This is a genomic window from Myroides sp., from assembly GCF_032073645.1.
Lineage (GTDB): Bacteria > Bacteroidota > Bacteroidia > Flavobacteriales > Flavobacteriaceae > Flavobacterium > Flavobacterium odoratimimum.
The window spans coordinates 1-15,231 of the sequence record NZ_DAMANB010000024.1 but is presented as its reverse complement, the minus strand read 5'-3'; the positions used below and the strand labels follow the sequence as shown (position 1 = coordinate 15,231).

Genomic DNA, 15,231 nt, shown 5'->3' with positions numbered 1-15,231 from the left:
AGTACAATAAAAAAGCCACTCGCTAGGAGTGGCTTTTCTATATTTAGATTATTTTGTTAATCTTCATCGTCAGCAATTTCTAAGTCTTTTAGTGCATCTAATGAATCTTCTGGAGCTTCTACGAAATCCTCTTCATCCTCATCGAAGTTTTCAATTCTATCTGCTAACTTAGTACTTACTTTTACCAGGTATATAGTATCCTCAGTTCTAACTTCCACTGCTTCTACAGTTTCGTTCTTTACGTTTTTAAAACGTATAATGTCTGCATCATCATACCCGTCAGGAAATTTTTCAACCAATAATGTCAAAATTTCGTTCGTTAACTTTGCGTAATCAACAATTACTCTTTTCATTCTTTGTTCTTGCTTTATTTCAGTTTCAAATGTAATAGCTAAATTGTAAACTACAAATAAAATATCACATTTATTTACTGCGAAAAATTAAAAATTAATTACCAAGAATATATGCAAAAATTAATGGCGCAACAATCGTAGCATCTGACTCAACAATGAACTTAGGTGTGTCGATATCTAATTTACCCCATGTAATTTTTTCGTTAGGAACTGCTCCTGAATATGATCCGTAAGATGTAGTAGAATCAGAGATTTGGCAGAAGTATGACCAGAAAGGTACATCTTCCCACTCTAAGTCTTGGTACATCATTGGAACTACACAGATAGGGAAATCTCCAGAGATACCTCCTCCGATTTGGAAGAATCCTACTCCGTGTCCTCCTGAGTTAGCTCTATACCACTCTGTTAAGTAGATCATGTACTCGATACCTGTTTTTACAGTGTGTACATTTAATTTTCCTTTGATTACGTTTGAAGTAAAGATGTTACCACAAGTTGAATCTTCCCATCCTGGACATACGATTGGAATATTCTTCTCTGCTGCTGCAACAATCCAAGAATCTTTAGGATCAATCTCGTAGTATTGCTCTAATACACCTGAGTTAACGATTTGGTATAAGAATTCGTGTGGGAAATAACGTTTTCCTTCAGCTTCAGCTGCATGCCATACGTCTTCTAAGTGTTTTTGTAGACGACGGAATGCTTCCTCTTCTGGAATACAAGTGTCAGTTACACGGTTATAGTGGTTATCTAATAACTCTCTCTCTTGCTCTGGAGTCAAATCTCTATAATTTGGTACTCTTTTGTAGTGAGAGTGAGCAACCAAGTTCATCACGTCCTCTTCTAAGTTAGCTCCTGTACAAGAAATGATTTGTACTTTATCTTGACGAATCATCTCTGCTAAAGAAATTCCTAACTCAGCAGTACTCATCGCACCACCCATAGAGATTAACATTTTTCCTCCAGCGTCTAAGTGTGCTTCATATCCTTTTGCAGCATCCACTAACGCAGCAGCGTTAAAGTGTCTATAGTTATGCTCAATAAACTGACTAATTGGTCCTTTACTCATTTTATTTTTACTTTTTATATTAATAATTTCTTTTAATTCTTATTTGTTATATCCTAAGATATCTAATACTTGCTCTGCAGTCTGTTGTTCAGAGAATAACTCTGTAGCAATAATTCCATTCTCATCCTTATCGATTAAGATATGTTTTGGTTGTGGAATTAAGCAGTGGTGAATACCTCCAAATCCTCCGATCTGATCTTGATAAGCACCTGTATTAAAGAACCCAATATACAAAGGTTTTTCTTTATTAAACTTAGGCAAATAGATTGCGTTTAAGTTTTGCTCTGAGTTATAGTAATCATCACTATCACAAGTCAATCCCCCTAACAATATACGCTCATAAGTATCATTCCATCTATTGATAGGCAACATGATAAAACGTTTATTGATAGCCCAAGAATCTGGTAGAGTAGTAATGAATGATGAGTCGATCATATTCCATTTCTCTCTATCATTTTGTTGCTTTTGGTATAAGATTTCATAGATAGCTCCTCCACTCTCACCTACAGTATATGAACCGAATTCTGTAAAGATATTAGGTACATCCACTTCAGCTTCCTCACATACTATCTTGATTTGATTGATGATTTCGTCTACCATATATTGGTAATCAAATTCAAAAGCTAATGAATCTTTAATAGGGAATCCTCCTCCGATATTTAAACTATCTAATGTAGGACATTCTTTCTTTAAAGTGATATAAACTTTCAAACATTTTACTAATTCATTCCAGTAATACGCAGTATCTCTAATACCTGTATTGATGAAAAAGTGAAGCATCTTAAGTTCTACCTTAGGATTTTCAGCAATTTGTTTTCTGTAGAATGGTAAGATACTCTTGTACCCTATTCCTAAACGTGAAGTATAGAATTCAAACTTTGGAGATTCTTCAGAAGCAATACGAATACCGATTTTAAACTTCTTGTTGATTTGTTCTTGTAATAGATCAAGCTCCTCATAGTTATCAATAATAGGAATAGTATTCTCGTGTTTATTATTGATTAGATTTGCGATATTATCAATGTATTGCGCACGTTTAAATCCGTTACATAATACGAATGTATCTTTGTTGATCTTACCAGTCTCTAATAAATTCTCTACAATGTTTACGTCAAAAGCAGAAGATGTCTCTACGTGGATATCATTCTTGAATGCTTCATTAAGTACATAAGAGAAGTGAGAACTTTTAGTACAGTAGCAGTAGTAATAGTTTGCTTTGTACTTATTCTTTTCCATCGCTTTTCTAAAGATAGTCTTTACATTGCTAATGTTCTCAGAGATTTTAGGTAAGTAAGTGAATTTTAATGGTGTTCCGTATTTTTCAACTAACCCCATTAAATCAATATTGTGAAATTGAAGATTATCTTTGTTTAATTTGAATTCTTCTTGAGGAAAATAAAAAGTTTGGTTGATTAAGTCAACATATTTTGTGTTCATGTCTTTTTCTTTTAATAATGGTTAAAAAAATTCTTTCTCAATTAACTTGATTGTCTTGCATCTAAATTAGTCAATTATTATCGGACTAGATAGTTATGCCTTCATAAAAACAATCAAAATTAAACTACATTGATTTTCAAACTCGAATATTGGCAAATACTATTGGCAACTTATCTCTGAATCTAAACGAATTAAGAGCCTCCTTAGAATACTTGATAATGCCATATACATAATTGGCCTTTTGTCTGATGACAAAACGCCTTACTTTGTGTCTTGCAGACACACAGAATCTAATATATAAAACATCTATTTTCACGACCGCAAATGTAACAAAATATTGGAATGAAAAAGGAAAAAGTAATTGTTTTTGAACCTTAATTCAAATAAGCCTCTAACCCCTTTACTACTAACTCTTTGCTCACTTCTATATCATAGATAGCAGAGCCTATTTTATCTAATAATACACAACGTATATTACCACCGTAGTTCTTTTTATCAAACTTCAACCACTCTAACGAGTTTTCGATGTCTTCACTTGACAGTTCTACAACGCCATATATAGTGTGTGTAGTTTCTTTTATATCTAAATATTCTACCTCTGTTAAATAGCCCAATTCTTTAGAAATATAAGCCTCCGCTACCATACCTAGTGCAACAGCTTCTCCATGAAGTAACGTCTCTTTATCTTCATTCATTAAGTAATAACTCTCTACGGCATGACCTACCGTATGTCCAAAGTTTAAAATCTTGCGAAGACCATGTTCCTTTGGATCCTGTGTCACCACAGTATTCTTAATGGTTACTGAATGATGAATAAGCGTTTCTAAATCATTAAAATCAACATTCGCAATATCCTTAAGATACGCATAATATTTGGCATCAAATATCAAGCCGTGCTTTAACATTTCAGCATATCCAGCCTTAATTTGTCTAGCCTCTAAAGTTTCTAAGTAATTTACATCGATGATCAGCATCTTAGGCATAGCGAATGCACCTATACAGTTCTTGATACCATTTAAGTCCACTCCAGTCTTTCCTCCCACAGAAGCATCTACCATGGCTAATAATGAAGTAGGAATGTTGATAAAGTCTATTCCACGCATAAATATAGAAGCGATAAAACCTCCCATATCTGTAATCACCCCACCTCCTACAGTGATAATGATACTCTTGCGATCTCCTCCTAGTTCTAACATAGTCTGGATCACACCAGCACAAGTATCTAATACTTTATTCTCCTCACCTGCTTCTACCTCTATTATTTCGAAGGGCACATCTGTAGGCAAGTTACTTAAAAAATAAGGCAAACAGTGTTCATAACAATTAGAATCCGTCAAGATAAAAAGCTTACTATAGCCATTGTTATTTAAATATGAACCTAAATGTTCGTATCCTTCTTGTCCGAATAAAATATCGTAATGCTCTGTTGTTATGTTTTCCATTTTATATTATTTATGCTATACAAAATAAAGTATAAATATTTGAAATATGAGTGCTAATATGTTTTTTTAACGATTTAATAGTAGAGCAAGAAAATGCTTGTGTTTTAAAGCTATTATAAATACTATTTTTTTTAAAATCACTTAAAATGTATAGTATTTATTTCTAGATATTAATAAGGATAGAGGCAAATGATAAATTAGTTTTTTTACAGCCAAATTTGTAATTTTGTCTGTATATTTAATATTATAAATTTGATTTTTTACTATAAAAATAGTTGAGTCAAAATTAAAGATCCGTTAGTGACTTTTCTTCTTAAAAGAATTCACATAAATAACTAATAGTATAATTTTTAAAACATTAAGCCATGATAACTAATGATGTATATATCGTAGAGCCTTCTACACCTGAAGAAGCTAAAGCTCTTAAGGCTTTTGCTAAGGCTTTAAAAATAAAAATTACAAAACAAAATACTGAGGACACAGATTCAAAAGAAGATATTAAAACAAATTTAAAACAAGCTGTAACAGAACTTAATTTAATAAAAGAGGGAAAACTTAAAGGGATCTCTGCCAAAGATTTATTGGATGAGTTATAATATTATAGCAACTCCTAAGTTTCTAAAAGAAGCTAAAAAGCTTGGAAAGAAATACTATTCATTGAAAGAAGATCTTTCTCTTTTAATTGAAGAATTACAACAAAATCCCATGCTCGGAACTGCAATAGCTAATAATTGTTATAAAGTACGCATAGCTATAAAGTCTAAAGGTAAAGGTAAAAGTGGCGGAGCTAGAGTTATTACACATCTTGTAATCGAAAATGATAATATCTATTTGCTTTCTATTTATGACAAAAGTGAATACGACTCAATAAGTGATAGTGAGATTAAAGAGTTACTTAAACTAATAAAATAACAGCCCCCCTTTCTTAAAGAAACGTTTCTATAATATCTCTTACATTCTCAATAAACTCATTAGTATAAACACCTAAAGGATCTAAGTCTGGATCAAGTATCGCGATCTCCAATCCCACACATCTTTTATCCTGAACCAAAGGTTTAAGTATTTCTTTTAACTCCCTATAGCTCAACCCGTCTTCTTGTATACAGTCTACCACAGGCATTATCTTATCGTTTAGGACATCCACATCTAAATGAATAAAGTACCCGTCTAAATCATACTCTTCAGCGCGCATCAAAAAATCTGACACAACTCTCTTTATACCATAATTTCTTAATTTAGACAAAGGATAATAAACAACCTTAGACTCTTTTATAGGCTTTTCATATTCTTCGTCATACTCTCTATTCCCAACACAAAACACGTATTTTTCTTCAATATAAGGCTTGTTGTTTTGAATATTAGTAAGACGTTCATGACCAGTATAATACCAATTCTACCTCCTACACCCTCTTTTGTCCTATCTGTTTTTTTACTACCTTTGCCTACAGTAAAGGCTTTGACTCAATGGCTATTATTGAGAATATTCTTCTATTCAAAGTCTGGTACATCTCACTAAAAAGAAAGCACAAATCACAGCTTTCAAAATCTCAACTTTAAAATTTTAACAAGTTTTTTAACATCGTAAATTCACTGCGAATCGAGTATTCATGCGGTCTCCGTTGTGGTTTGTTCGGAAGGTGTTCGGAAAACACCCCCTCTTTCCGAACACTTTGCAAAGAACTTCCGAACAACGTCCAAACAACCTTCCCGAAAGCCTTGCTGTCACTAGCTTTACCACGTGCTTAGATACGCTAAAAAAAGCTTAAATGTTAATATTTTTAACAACTGTGATTTGTCCTGTTTTTAGAATTTATAGTGGTTGCAATATTCTCACAATGAGATAATTATGGCCTATTAATTTTACTAGGCATACCTAATTAAAACTAATATGTAGGCTTCCTTGGATCTTTATTGATAAATATGTTTGATTTTTTAGAGATTCTCTTCACAGATATACTAACAAAAACATGTTCTATTTCATGTCCTAAAGTTTATTTCCTAATTCTTTAGATGTATATTATTTTTCCTTAATCATTATAACCATAATATACACTTGATGTATTTTAATTTTTTGATAATAGTTTATTAAATAAAAAAGCTCCCTTCACAGGGAGCTTCTTAGGCTAGTACTGTTGTTTTAGATCCAACAGTGGGGATCGGTCGAAAAAAAAAATTGATTTGTTGTTTTATTAAACTACGTATTCAAAAATTGATATTTTAAAAAGTCTAGAGTTCGATAATTATAAACTCGCTACGTCTATTTAACTGATGTTCCTCTACAGAACATGGCACTCCATTGCTACACTTATTCTGTAGCTGTGTCTCTCCATATCCTTCTCCTGTAATTCTACTTCTCTCAATGCCTTGATTCACCATCCACTCTACTGTAGACTTAGCTCTGCGATCTGATAACTTAAGGTTGTAGTCATCATTTCCTCTACTGTCAGTATGTGAGCGAACATCTATCTTCATCGTTGGGTATTCTTTTAATACCTCTACTACTTTGATTAGCTCTGCCGCTGCATCTGGGCGAATATTAGATTTGTCAAAGTCGAAGTAAATAGGATTTAGCTTAAGCTTCTTAAATAAGTCATCGTTTACTGTCACTGGTTCTAAAGTCTTCTCTAGTCCGATATCTACTCGTTTTACTCCTTGTTGACGTTCTACGATAAATACAACTTCAACTGTATTATACTCCTCTTTCTCAGCTTTAATACGGTATTTCCCTCCACAATCTAATAAATTAGACAGATAATATCCTTTTGCATCTGTGATTATCGTATCTGTCTGCTGATAAAGAGCATCTGATAAAATCACTCTAGCATTAACTAATGGCTCTTTAGTCACCTTGTCATACACTATTCCTTCAAGGGCTTGCTTACAAGGTTTTTCTTTAAAGAAATAGATATCATCTCCTCCACTAGCCCCTGGTCTATTAGAACTTATAAATCCCTTGTGAGATTTGCTGTCTATATACAAACCGAAATCGTCAGATGGACTGTTAATTGGCGTTCCCATATTAGCAACTTGACCAATGCTTCCATCTACATTAATCTTAGCTACAAACATATCTAATCCTCCTAATCCAGGATGACCATCTGATGCAAAAAACAAGAAGTAGTCTTCTGATATAAATGGAAAAGTTTCTCTACCTGCTGTATTTACTTTAGCACCGATATTCTCTACATTGCCATACTCCCCTGTAGGATAAATAGCTACTCTAAAGATATCTGATTGCCCCAATGTTCCTTTTCTGTCTGAAGAAAAATAAAGCCACTTACCATCCGGTGTCAAACTAGGATGGGCTGTATTGAAATAATCCGAGTTAAACGGAAGTTCCAATACTTGTCCCCACAAGCCATCCGCGCCTTTAGTGGCTTTATATATTTTTAATAAAGATGATTTGTCCTTATTGTTTCTTCTCTTTCCCTTTTCACTAGAGTTATTTCTAGTAAAGTACATCGTATTACCATCCTTTGTAAAGACAGCTGTTGCATCATTTACTCTAGAACTTATCTCTTTAGCGAACTGCTTAGGCTCTGAGAAAGTCCCATCAACGTTAATCGTACTACTGTACAAGGCTGTAAAACTCTCATTAGTCCACTCATGAATAGCCTTATCTACTTCTTGATTACGAGCTGATGTAAAAATTAATTCATTGCCTAATATAGCAGCTCCATAATCCGAAAACTCTGTATTAATACTCAAAGCCTTTATATTATACAAATCTTGTTTGTCTTCTATCTTTTGCAAGTAATCCTTATTCTCTTGAAAAAGTTGTGCTCTAGAATCGTTTGCCTCTAATTTAGAGAATTCCTCCATTTTTTGCTTAGACTTGTCATAACTCTCAACAGATTTAAGCGTCTGTGCATAACGATAGTAATATTCTGATGGAATTGGCTCTTTTCCTTTATCGCCATACTCTCCATCAAATAGTGTTTCATACCACTTATTAGCCTCAGGTAACTTTCCATTAAAATAATAAGCATCGGCTAACTTCTTTAGCATATCTGCATTAGTATATCCCTTGTTTGCGATGCGCTCATAAATCTTAATTGCATCTACATAAGCCTGAGTTTGATATTCCTTATTCGCTTTCTTCTCTGCTACTTTCTGTCCATAAGTACTAATACCTACGAAAAGCAACATTGTCAATAAGCTTATTTTTAATAGCTGTTTTTTCATAGTTTCTCTTTCTTTATAGCTAATTTTCCTTAGAAGAATCGCGGTGCATTAATTGTACTACGACGATTAAATAGTTCAAATCTTAAGAAGATTTCGTGTGATCCTGAGTTATAACGTTGAAGAGCAGTAGTCTCAAAGTCATAAGAATATCCTACAAATAGATTTTCATTGACTTGGAATCCTGCCAAGGCGCTCACTGAAGCATCCCAACGATAAGCTCCTCCTAAAGTAAATTTATCATAGAATAAAAAGTTAGCTGTTAAATCAACCTGTAATGGTGCTCCACTTACTGCCTTAACTAAAGCTGCTGGCTTAATTAACAAGTTCTCACTCACATCGAATACATATCCTCCCATTAAGTAGAAGTGCATCTTCTGACGCATCGTCGTGATGTCGTTATCATCATAGCGATCCGTAGTTAAGAAGTTCGGAACTGATAACCCTACATAAGCTTTATCAGAGTATAAATAAACCCCTGCTCCAATATTAGGATTAAACTTATTATTAATATTCTCTTGACTTACAGGATCAGTAGGATTATGTATGTTAAGCTTTGTATAATCAACACTTAATAGATTAGCAGTCGCTTTTAACCCGAATGCTAATTTATAATCAGCGTTTAAGTCAATAGCATAAGCTAAATCTACAGAGATATTATTCTCATCCATCGCTCCTAGACGATCATTGGTAAAGTTCACTCCTAGTCCTAATCCACTTTCTCCAAGAGGTGTAGACACAGACACATTTGCTGTCTTAGGTGCTCCATCTAGCCCTACCCACTGTGTTCTATACATCCCAAACACGTTTAATGTCCCACGACTTCCTGCATAAGCTGGGTTGATCATATTAGTATTATACATATATTGGGTATACTGTGGATCTTGCTGAGCTTGCATAGTTTGGAAGCAGCCTATTAGCAATAGACTGATTCCAAATTTCTTTATATTTTGTTGAATACTCATAACTCTTTTTACTTATTACTTTCTAAATGTAGATAACCCGATTTCTTAATCATACGAGAGCCACTAGCGTCTTTATACTCATAACTTACGATGTAGAAATAAGTACCTGTAGGTAATTTCTCCCCTTTATTTACAGTAACACGTCCATCAGAGTATCCTCTAAACACATTACCTGCACTGTCATAACTCTTCGTATCATATACCTTAACTCCCCAACGGTTGTAAATCTCTACTGTATTATTAGGGAATCTGTTAATATTATCTATAATAAAGTAATCATTCTTACCGTCTCCATCAGGAGAAACAAGGTTATAAATAACGATATCTCCGTCTAAGATTAGATCTGTATTCACAGTAGCTAATGTAAAGAATCCGTACCCTTTAACACTAGTAGGTGTAGTGATCTCTTTTTTCTCTAGATCCACTACTCCTCCTTCGTCTACCCAAAGCTGTTGCTTAGCATCCCATCGTACGATGTGTAATTCTTTCTCTGGGTTCACTAATAACTCTTTTGGTGTAGTACGCTCATCCCAACTTAACGTCAGCATGATATCTCCTTTGCTGTTATCACTTCCTTTATCTACTGTCCAGTACTCGCGCTCATCTAATAAATTAATCACTCCTGACTTTGCACTACGCGCTCTAAAGAAGTTCTTATCGTCTAAATTATACTTCCCTTCATACGCATCCTTTACATGCTCAGGAGCAGTGATTCTAGCATAACGGTATAGTCCTTTATCTCCTTTAGGGTATTGGAATTCCTCATTACCTATCTTCTCTACATAGCCTTCTGCATGGCTTTTATCTGTTGGATGAAGTGCTTTTGCTCCTTGGTGGAAGGTTAGCATCCCTGCTAGTGAATCTACCTTAATAATACCATCTTTAAAGTCTACACTACCTCTTACGTTAGCCTCGTTCTTTAGGTCAAAGGCCATGTCTTTAGTTGAATTGTCTAGTACTACATTAAAGAAATTAGAAGGTTGGCTTCCTGTGATATGTTGAGCTCCTTTTGCTTCTTCAAAAGGAGTGAACACAGCTTTAGAACCTTTGGCGTTCGTGCTGTGATCGTAAATATTGTCATTGTTAAAGTTGCTGTAGTAATAAACCGTTCCATCATTCTTTACATACCCTTCTTTTGTATTGTCAAAATCATAGATAGTAGACATGACTCCTCCTTCGGCTATCGAAATCTTTCCTTGGTTTACCATTACTTGGTCTTTCTTAGCTTGCTGGGCTACTACTGTAGCTGGCAATGCTAAACCTAATAAAGCAACTGATTTATATAATTTTCTTGATTTCATAGTTTTTATTTTATAATTAATTAGCTACTGCTTGATTTAACAACATCGGATTAGTAACAGCAGAACAATCATTTACTTTGATCTCAAACTCATTTGATGTGTCTGAACATTGATTGTTAGTTACATTTAATCGAATGCGTAAACCATTTAATTCTTTACTAGCATGACTAACTTTAATTGTTTTTCCCTCAAGAATAATTCTATTTGAAAAAGTAGTATTATCTAATTCTTTCCAATTTGTTGTTCCAGTTGTAGTGTATTCCCATTTATAATTTGAAACATTTGTAGTTATAGATACTTTAGCAGAGTCAAAGTTTTCACAAATCACAATATTGTCAATATCCTTACTTACCTCTGGCAAGGCATTAATCACAATAGTAAATTCTTTTTTAGGACCTATACATCCATCTTTTCCCTCTGCTACAAAATATTTATAAGTACCTACAGCAGTTGGACTAGGAACATCTGATAATTCAACTTGATTACTATCAAAATAAACCAATTCATAACCTTTATCTTTTCCTGTAGCAGATAACTCATTTTCTAATACTAAAGGCTCTCCAAAACATAACTCTGTATTCTTAGCAATAGGTGAAGTAGTTACTTTTTCAATACTGATTTCTAACCTAGCATAACAACCATCCTCCATATCTGGTACCATCACATAATACATTTTTCTACTGCCATCACTGTTAACTGAAAAATCTCCAGTTACTAAACCATCATTAGATGTATAACTTGTCGGTACTTTACTATAAAACTTAGCTCCAGGAGGATATATATTTATAATTTCACTTCTATCAAATCCTGTTGTTGGTACAGAACAAAAAGCCTTAAATTGCATAATTCCATCTTCTACAGGAGGGTTACAGTTTTGCAAGAAGTCTGTTGTAACACTTATCTTAGAAATAAAATCATCATAAACAGGACCTGCACAAACTCCGTTTCCATAATCTCTCACTAAGTCTGAGTTTACCTTTGATTTTGATGTAGCTCCTTCTCCTGATATTTTACCATTGATCTTTACATCTAATCCACACACATTGGTAGATAACAATACACAATTATCAGATACTCTAAATCTATATTTTAATTGCGCTAACAGCTTTTCTTTTGTTGTATCTAAAGGTAAATTTCCAATATCCCAAACAATTTTACCCCCTGCTGTAACACTTGGATCATTTGTACCTCCAGTAGGGGGTACCCAAGTAACACTTCCTGATGCATCTAGATCTGGCACTATCTCCGCATCTAAGAAATGTAGATTAAAAGGTACAGGTATTTCAATTTTAGAATTATTAACTGCTTCTGTTCCTTTGTTATAAACATCTAGCTCAAATTCAAACTCTTGCCCAGGAGTGATTGTTCCATTATTTAATGGTTTTACACCTCCATAATTAGTTGCTTTATTCTCTCCTACTACATCAGGAACATAAGCATCTACAGCAAACACTATATTAAATATGATGTATGTATCTTGATTTGATCCATATGAAAATGAAGTTGATGACTGATTATTTCCTATGATTTGATTACTAGTATTATTTAACTCAAACATAGAAATATCCATTCCTGTATTATTGATTAAGTTTGGATTTCTTGGGTTTCCTCCTGTATGAATTGAAGAATTAAAAAAGTTATTAGTAGAGTTACCTCCATGGCTTAAGTCTTGATAGCTATTAGAATTTCTTTTTTGAATCTTAAAATAGTCCCCAGAGATATCCTCATCTCCTTCACCCGCCATCATTCCAATTTTTACATTTACATCTCCATTTTGGGTAGCTCTAAAACCACTCACTGGTAAAATAGCTGCACCTGTTCTTTTAACCATATAACCATAACCATCAAAAACAGTAATATCTCTCCACTTCATCGAAGTGTTTTTATAAATAACAACCATTCCCCATCCTCCATAGAATCCAGTTCCTCCTCCTTTCCCTTCTTTTAAGGCAATGTCAGCCACAAAATAATTTGAAGCCCCATGTTCACGAACATAATCAGTTACATCAGCATAAGCCGCATACATAGCTCCTTCTGATGTAGAGGGGTAATATATATCAGTATCTTTTGCTGTTATTTGTATATATGATTGGTTTTTAGCTTTTAACTTAACTTTACGTTTATCCAATCCGTCGAAAGTCAATGGACTATTTGTATTCCTAACATCTATATCATGAGCACGTCCCGTCCAATATAAGCCTGCATATACAATTTCAGTACATTCACCACCTGGTAGAATTAGTTCTGCAGAAGATGAATTTATCGTATTTCGATCATTGTCAATGTCTACATAGATCATCTCATTATTATTTCCCCCTTGCTTTCCACTATTTGCATAATTTTTTAAAGTAAGGTTAGTATTACCAATCATGGTAAAATCTCCTTGCAGATTATAATTCTTTACATTAGTATAAGGCATTGGAGCCTTCGGTGACTCACGTGGTTTAAAATCTTTTACAACTTGTGCATACCCCAAGTTACTTCCTAGTACTAAAAAACTTAATAATAAGAGAGTTGATAGATAAGCACTTATTTTTTTTGAATATTTTTTCATAGCTTTTCCATTAACTTGGTTGATCCATTGTTGAATACAGAATTTCAACATCTTGTTTTTCGTTTAACTTTTGTAATAAATCAATAAACTCTGTTTTAATTAACTCTTTATCTAATTCTCGATATGATCTAATGTAGATGTATTTAAGACTTTCTAATTGAATAATTAAATCTTTGGGAACAACAATTTGCTGCTTTCCATCCCATTTAATATTTATTAAAATAACCTCTTTTAATTTATCTTTATAAACATTGCTTAAACCAATAAAGTCACTAGTGTCTTCAATAGACATTTCAACTATCTCTTTAGAGTTTCCTTGGTGAATTTTAGCTTGCTTATCAAATGCTATAAACATAGAGGTTGGTGCACCATTAGCTAGGTAATTAAGATCATTAGCTTGTGAATCAGTTAATTTAATAAGTTTCTGATTGTATTCGAAAATAGCACTTTGTGCTTGTGCTTTGATTCCAAAGCACAAGCCAAAAGCTATTATTATATATAAAATATTATTTTTCATAATTAATTATCTTCATTAACAGAGAATACAATGTTTATAAAGCTTCCTATATTTACATTAGCGGTATCATTTACTTTATATGTCATTAATCCTTCTGCATTAATACTTACAATAGTAAATACTCCTTCTGTTGCATAAGTCACATGAAAACCTAGCTCTGATGCAGGTAAAACTGGTAAAGCTGATGCTCCAGTACTACTCATTACAGGGCTTCCAAATTGTTTCTTATAAATAGCATACATATCTATTGTACCTGTACGAGTTGTATTATTATATGTAACGCCTTCTTGTTGGGCTTGACTCTCTGCTGTAGGAACCATTACTGAAGGCATATAGAAGAACTTAGGCATCGCTGCTTTTAAAGCTTTTATAACGTCTCCGTTTTTATCTACTGCTAATAAATGCTGAGTAACCCCTTCACTTTCATTAACTGCTTGCGTTTTTTTCTTATCAAGCCCCGTTAAAGCAAGCGTATTATCAGTAGTAGTATTAATAGCTGTTTTTTTAGTTAATAAACCTCCTAATTGGATATTAGTATCTGCTTTAGTAAGTCCATTATTAGCTGTAACTATCTCCCCTACATCAGTCTGGTTTTTCCAAGTAGGAACTCCTGTATTATCTGTAACCAATACTTGATTATTACCTGCATTAGCTATGTCTTCTGGTTTTATCGTTCCGTTTTGGATATGATCTGTTGTAATTTTATTATTAGCAATATTTAGTTTGACATCAGTTAATAATGATTTAGTAGCTGTTGTTGCTATTGCATTACTATCAGTACCTATAACAATTACACCATCTGTTGTTAATGTTTTAGCATCAACTACCTTATCAACTGTTACATCTGGTGTGCCTGGAATCCAAGCTTGTGTTGTTTGGTCATAAATTAAGGTTTGTGCATTAGAAGGTTTAGTATCACTAACTGGCGTACCTTGGATAGCTTGTACTACTGTTTTACCTTCTTTTAGTACAGCATCTCCTTCTAAAATTAACTCTGCCTCTTCTCCATTAACAGAACTTACTATAGCTGTTTCCCTAGTTACAAGGGTATTAGAAGTAGCAGACTTTTTATTAACCCACTTAGTTGTAGCTGTATCTCCTGTTCCTTCTGTTACTAAAATTTGTCCATCTGTTCCTGGTTTAATTTTGTCAGTCGTAATTCCTTTATCTGCAATTTGGATACCGGCATCAGCTAATAACTTATCAGTTCCATTTGCTCCTGTTACAAACTCAAGTCCTCCTGCTAACGATAAATCACCTTTTGTATTATCTACTGTAGTTTTTAACTCTTCTAATGCCTCTTGTACATTTGTTGATGTAAAACCGTTATTACTGTTATCAAAGACAATAGCCTTAGCATTGGTATCAATACTTGTGATTGTATCTCCTTTAGCATTTTTAAAAGTATACA

The 15,231-nt window shown here is 33.6% G+C and carries 12 protein-coding genes and 1 pseudogene; 2 read left to right on the top strand and 11 right to left on the bottom strand.

The features are described from left to right. Positions 1-59 precede the first annotated feature (59 nt). The 4 genes and pseudogenes from RT228_RS15150 to aroB form a co-directional block, all read right to left on the bottom strand. Positions 60-353: pseudogene (locus RT228_RS15150) on the bottom strand (hypothetical protein); the annotation flags it as partial. A gap of 94 nt (positions 354-447) precedes the next feature. Further along, positions 448-1,422 carry a deoxyhypusine synthase family protein gene (locus tag RT228_RS15145; RefSeq protein ID WP_006258808.1) on the bottom strand — a complete coding sequence of 325 codons (975 nt, stop codon included), beginning with the start codon at positions 1,420-1,422 and terminating at the stop codon, positions 448-450. A 39-nt stretch (positions 1,423-1,461) separates the two neighbouring features. Continuing rightward, on the bottom strand, positions 1,462-2,859 hold the full coding sequence (locus tag RT228_RS15140) for a decarboxylase (protein ID WP_006258807.1): 1,398 nt from the start codon (positions 2,857-2,859) through the stop codon (positions 1,462-1,464). Positions 2,860-3,233: 374 nt separating this feature from the next. Continuing rightward, positions 3,234-4,301 (bottom strand): 3-dehydroquinate synthase, encoded by a 1,068-nt coding sequence (gene aroB / locus RT228_RS15135; RefSeq protein ID WP_006258806.1) that lies wholly within the window; start codon positions 4,299-4,301, stop codon positions 3,234-3,236. Positions 4,302-4,666: 365 nt separating this feature from the next. Between aroB and RT228_RS15130 the strand changes: the two genes are divergently transcribed. Next, on the top strand, positions 4,667-4,897 hold the full coding sequence (locus RT228_RS15130) for a hypothetical protein (RefSeq protein ID WP_006258805.1): 231 nt from the start codon (positions 4,667-4,669) through the stop codon (positions 4,895-4,897). Then, positions 4,887-5,213 carry a type II toxin-antitoxin system RelE family toxin gene (locus RT228_RS15125; protein ID WP_313138757.1) on the top strand — a complete coding sequence of 109 codons (327 nt, stop codon included), beginning with the start codon at positions 4,887-4,889 and terminating at the stop codon, positions 5,211-5,213. The genes RT228_RS15130 and RT228_RS15125 overlap by 11 nt, the downstream gene beginning before the upstream one ends. Positions 5,214-5,226: 13 nt before the next feature. Here RT228_RS15125 and RT228_RS15120 read toward each other — a convergent pair whose 3' ends face one another. The 7 genes from RT228_RS15120 to RT228_RS15090 form a co-directional block, all read right to left on the bottom strand. Continuing rightward, a complete protein-coding gene (locus RT228_RS15120) occupies positions 5,227-5,637 on the bottom strand; it encodes an arginase family protein (RefSeq protein WP_080650514.1) in 411 nt (136 codons plus the stop codon). Between the two features lie 890 nt (positions 5,638-6,527). After that, complete coding sequence (locus RT228_RS15115) at positions 6,528-8,486, bottom strand: OmpA family protein (protein WP_006258802.1); 1,959 nt, start codon at positions 8,484-8,486, stop codon at positions 6,528-6,530. A gap of 29 nt (positions 8,487-8,515) precedes the next feature. Continuing rightward, on the bottom strand, positions 8,516-9,448 hold the full coding sequence (locus RT228_RS15110) for a type IX secretion system membrane protein PorP/SprF (RefSeq protein ID WP_006258801.1): 933 nt from the start codon (positions 9,446-9,448) through the stop codon (positions 8,516-8,518). An 8-nt stretch (positions 9,449-9,456) separates the two neighbouring features. Then, positions 9,457-10,749 (bottom strand): gliding motility-associated C-terminal domain-containing protein, encoded by a 1,293-nt coding sequence (locus RT228_RS15105; RefSeq protein ID WP_016361646.1) that lies wholly within the window; start codon positions 10,747-10,749, stop codon positions 9,457-9,459. Positions 10,750-10,765: 16 nt separating this feature from the next. After that, positions 10,766-13,303, bottom strand: a complete 2,538-nt coding sequence (locus tag RT228_RS15100; protein WP_225582016.1) for a hypothetical protein — start codon at positions 13,301-13,303, stop codon at positions 10,766-10,768. Positions 13,304-13,313: 10 nt separating this feature from the next. After that, positions 13,314-13,820: a hypothetical protein gene (locus RT228_RS15095; RefSeq protein ID WP_006260399.1), complete on the bottom strand. Its 507-nt coding sequence runs from the start codon at positions 13,818-13,820 to the stop codon at positions 13,314-13,316. A gap of 2 nt (positions 13,821-13,822) precedes the next feature. Further along, positions 13,823-15,231 (bottom strand): hypothetical protein (locus RT228_RS15090; RefSeq protein WP_313138756.1); only part of this gene is annotated, 1,409 nt, incomplete at its 5' end.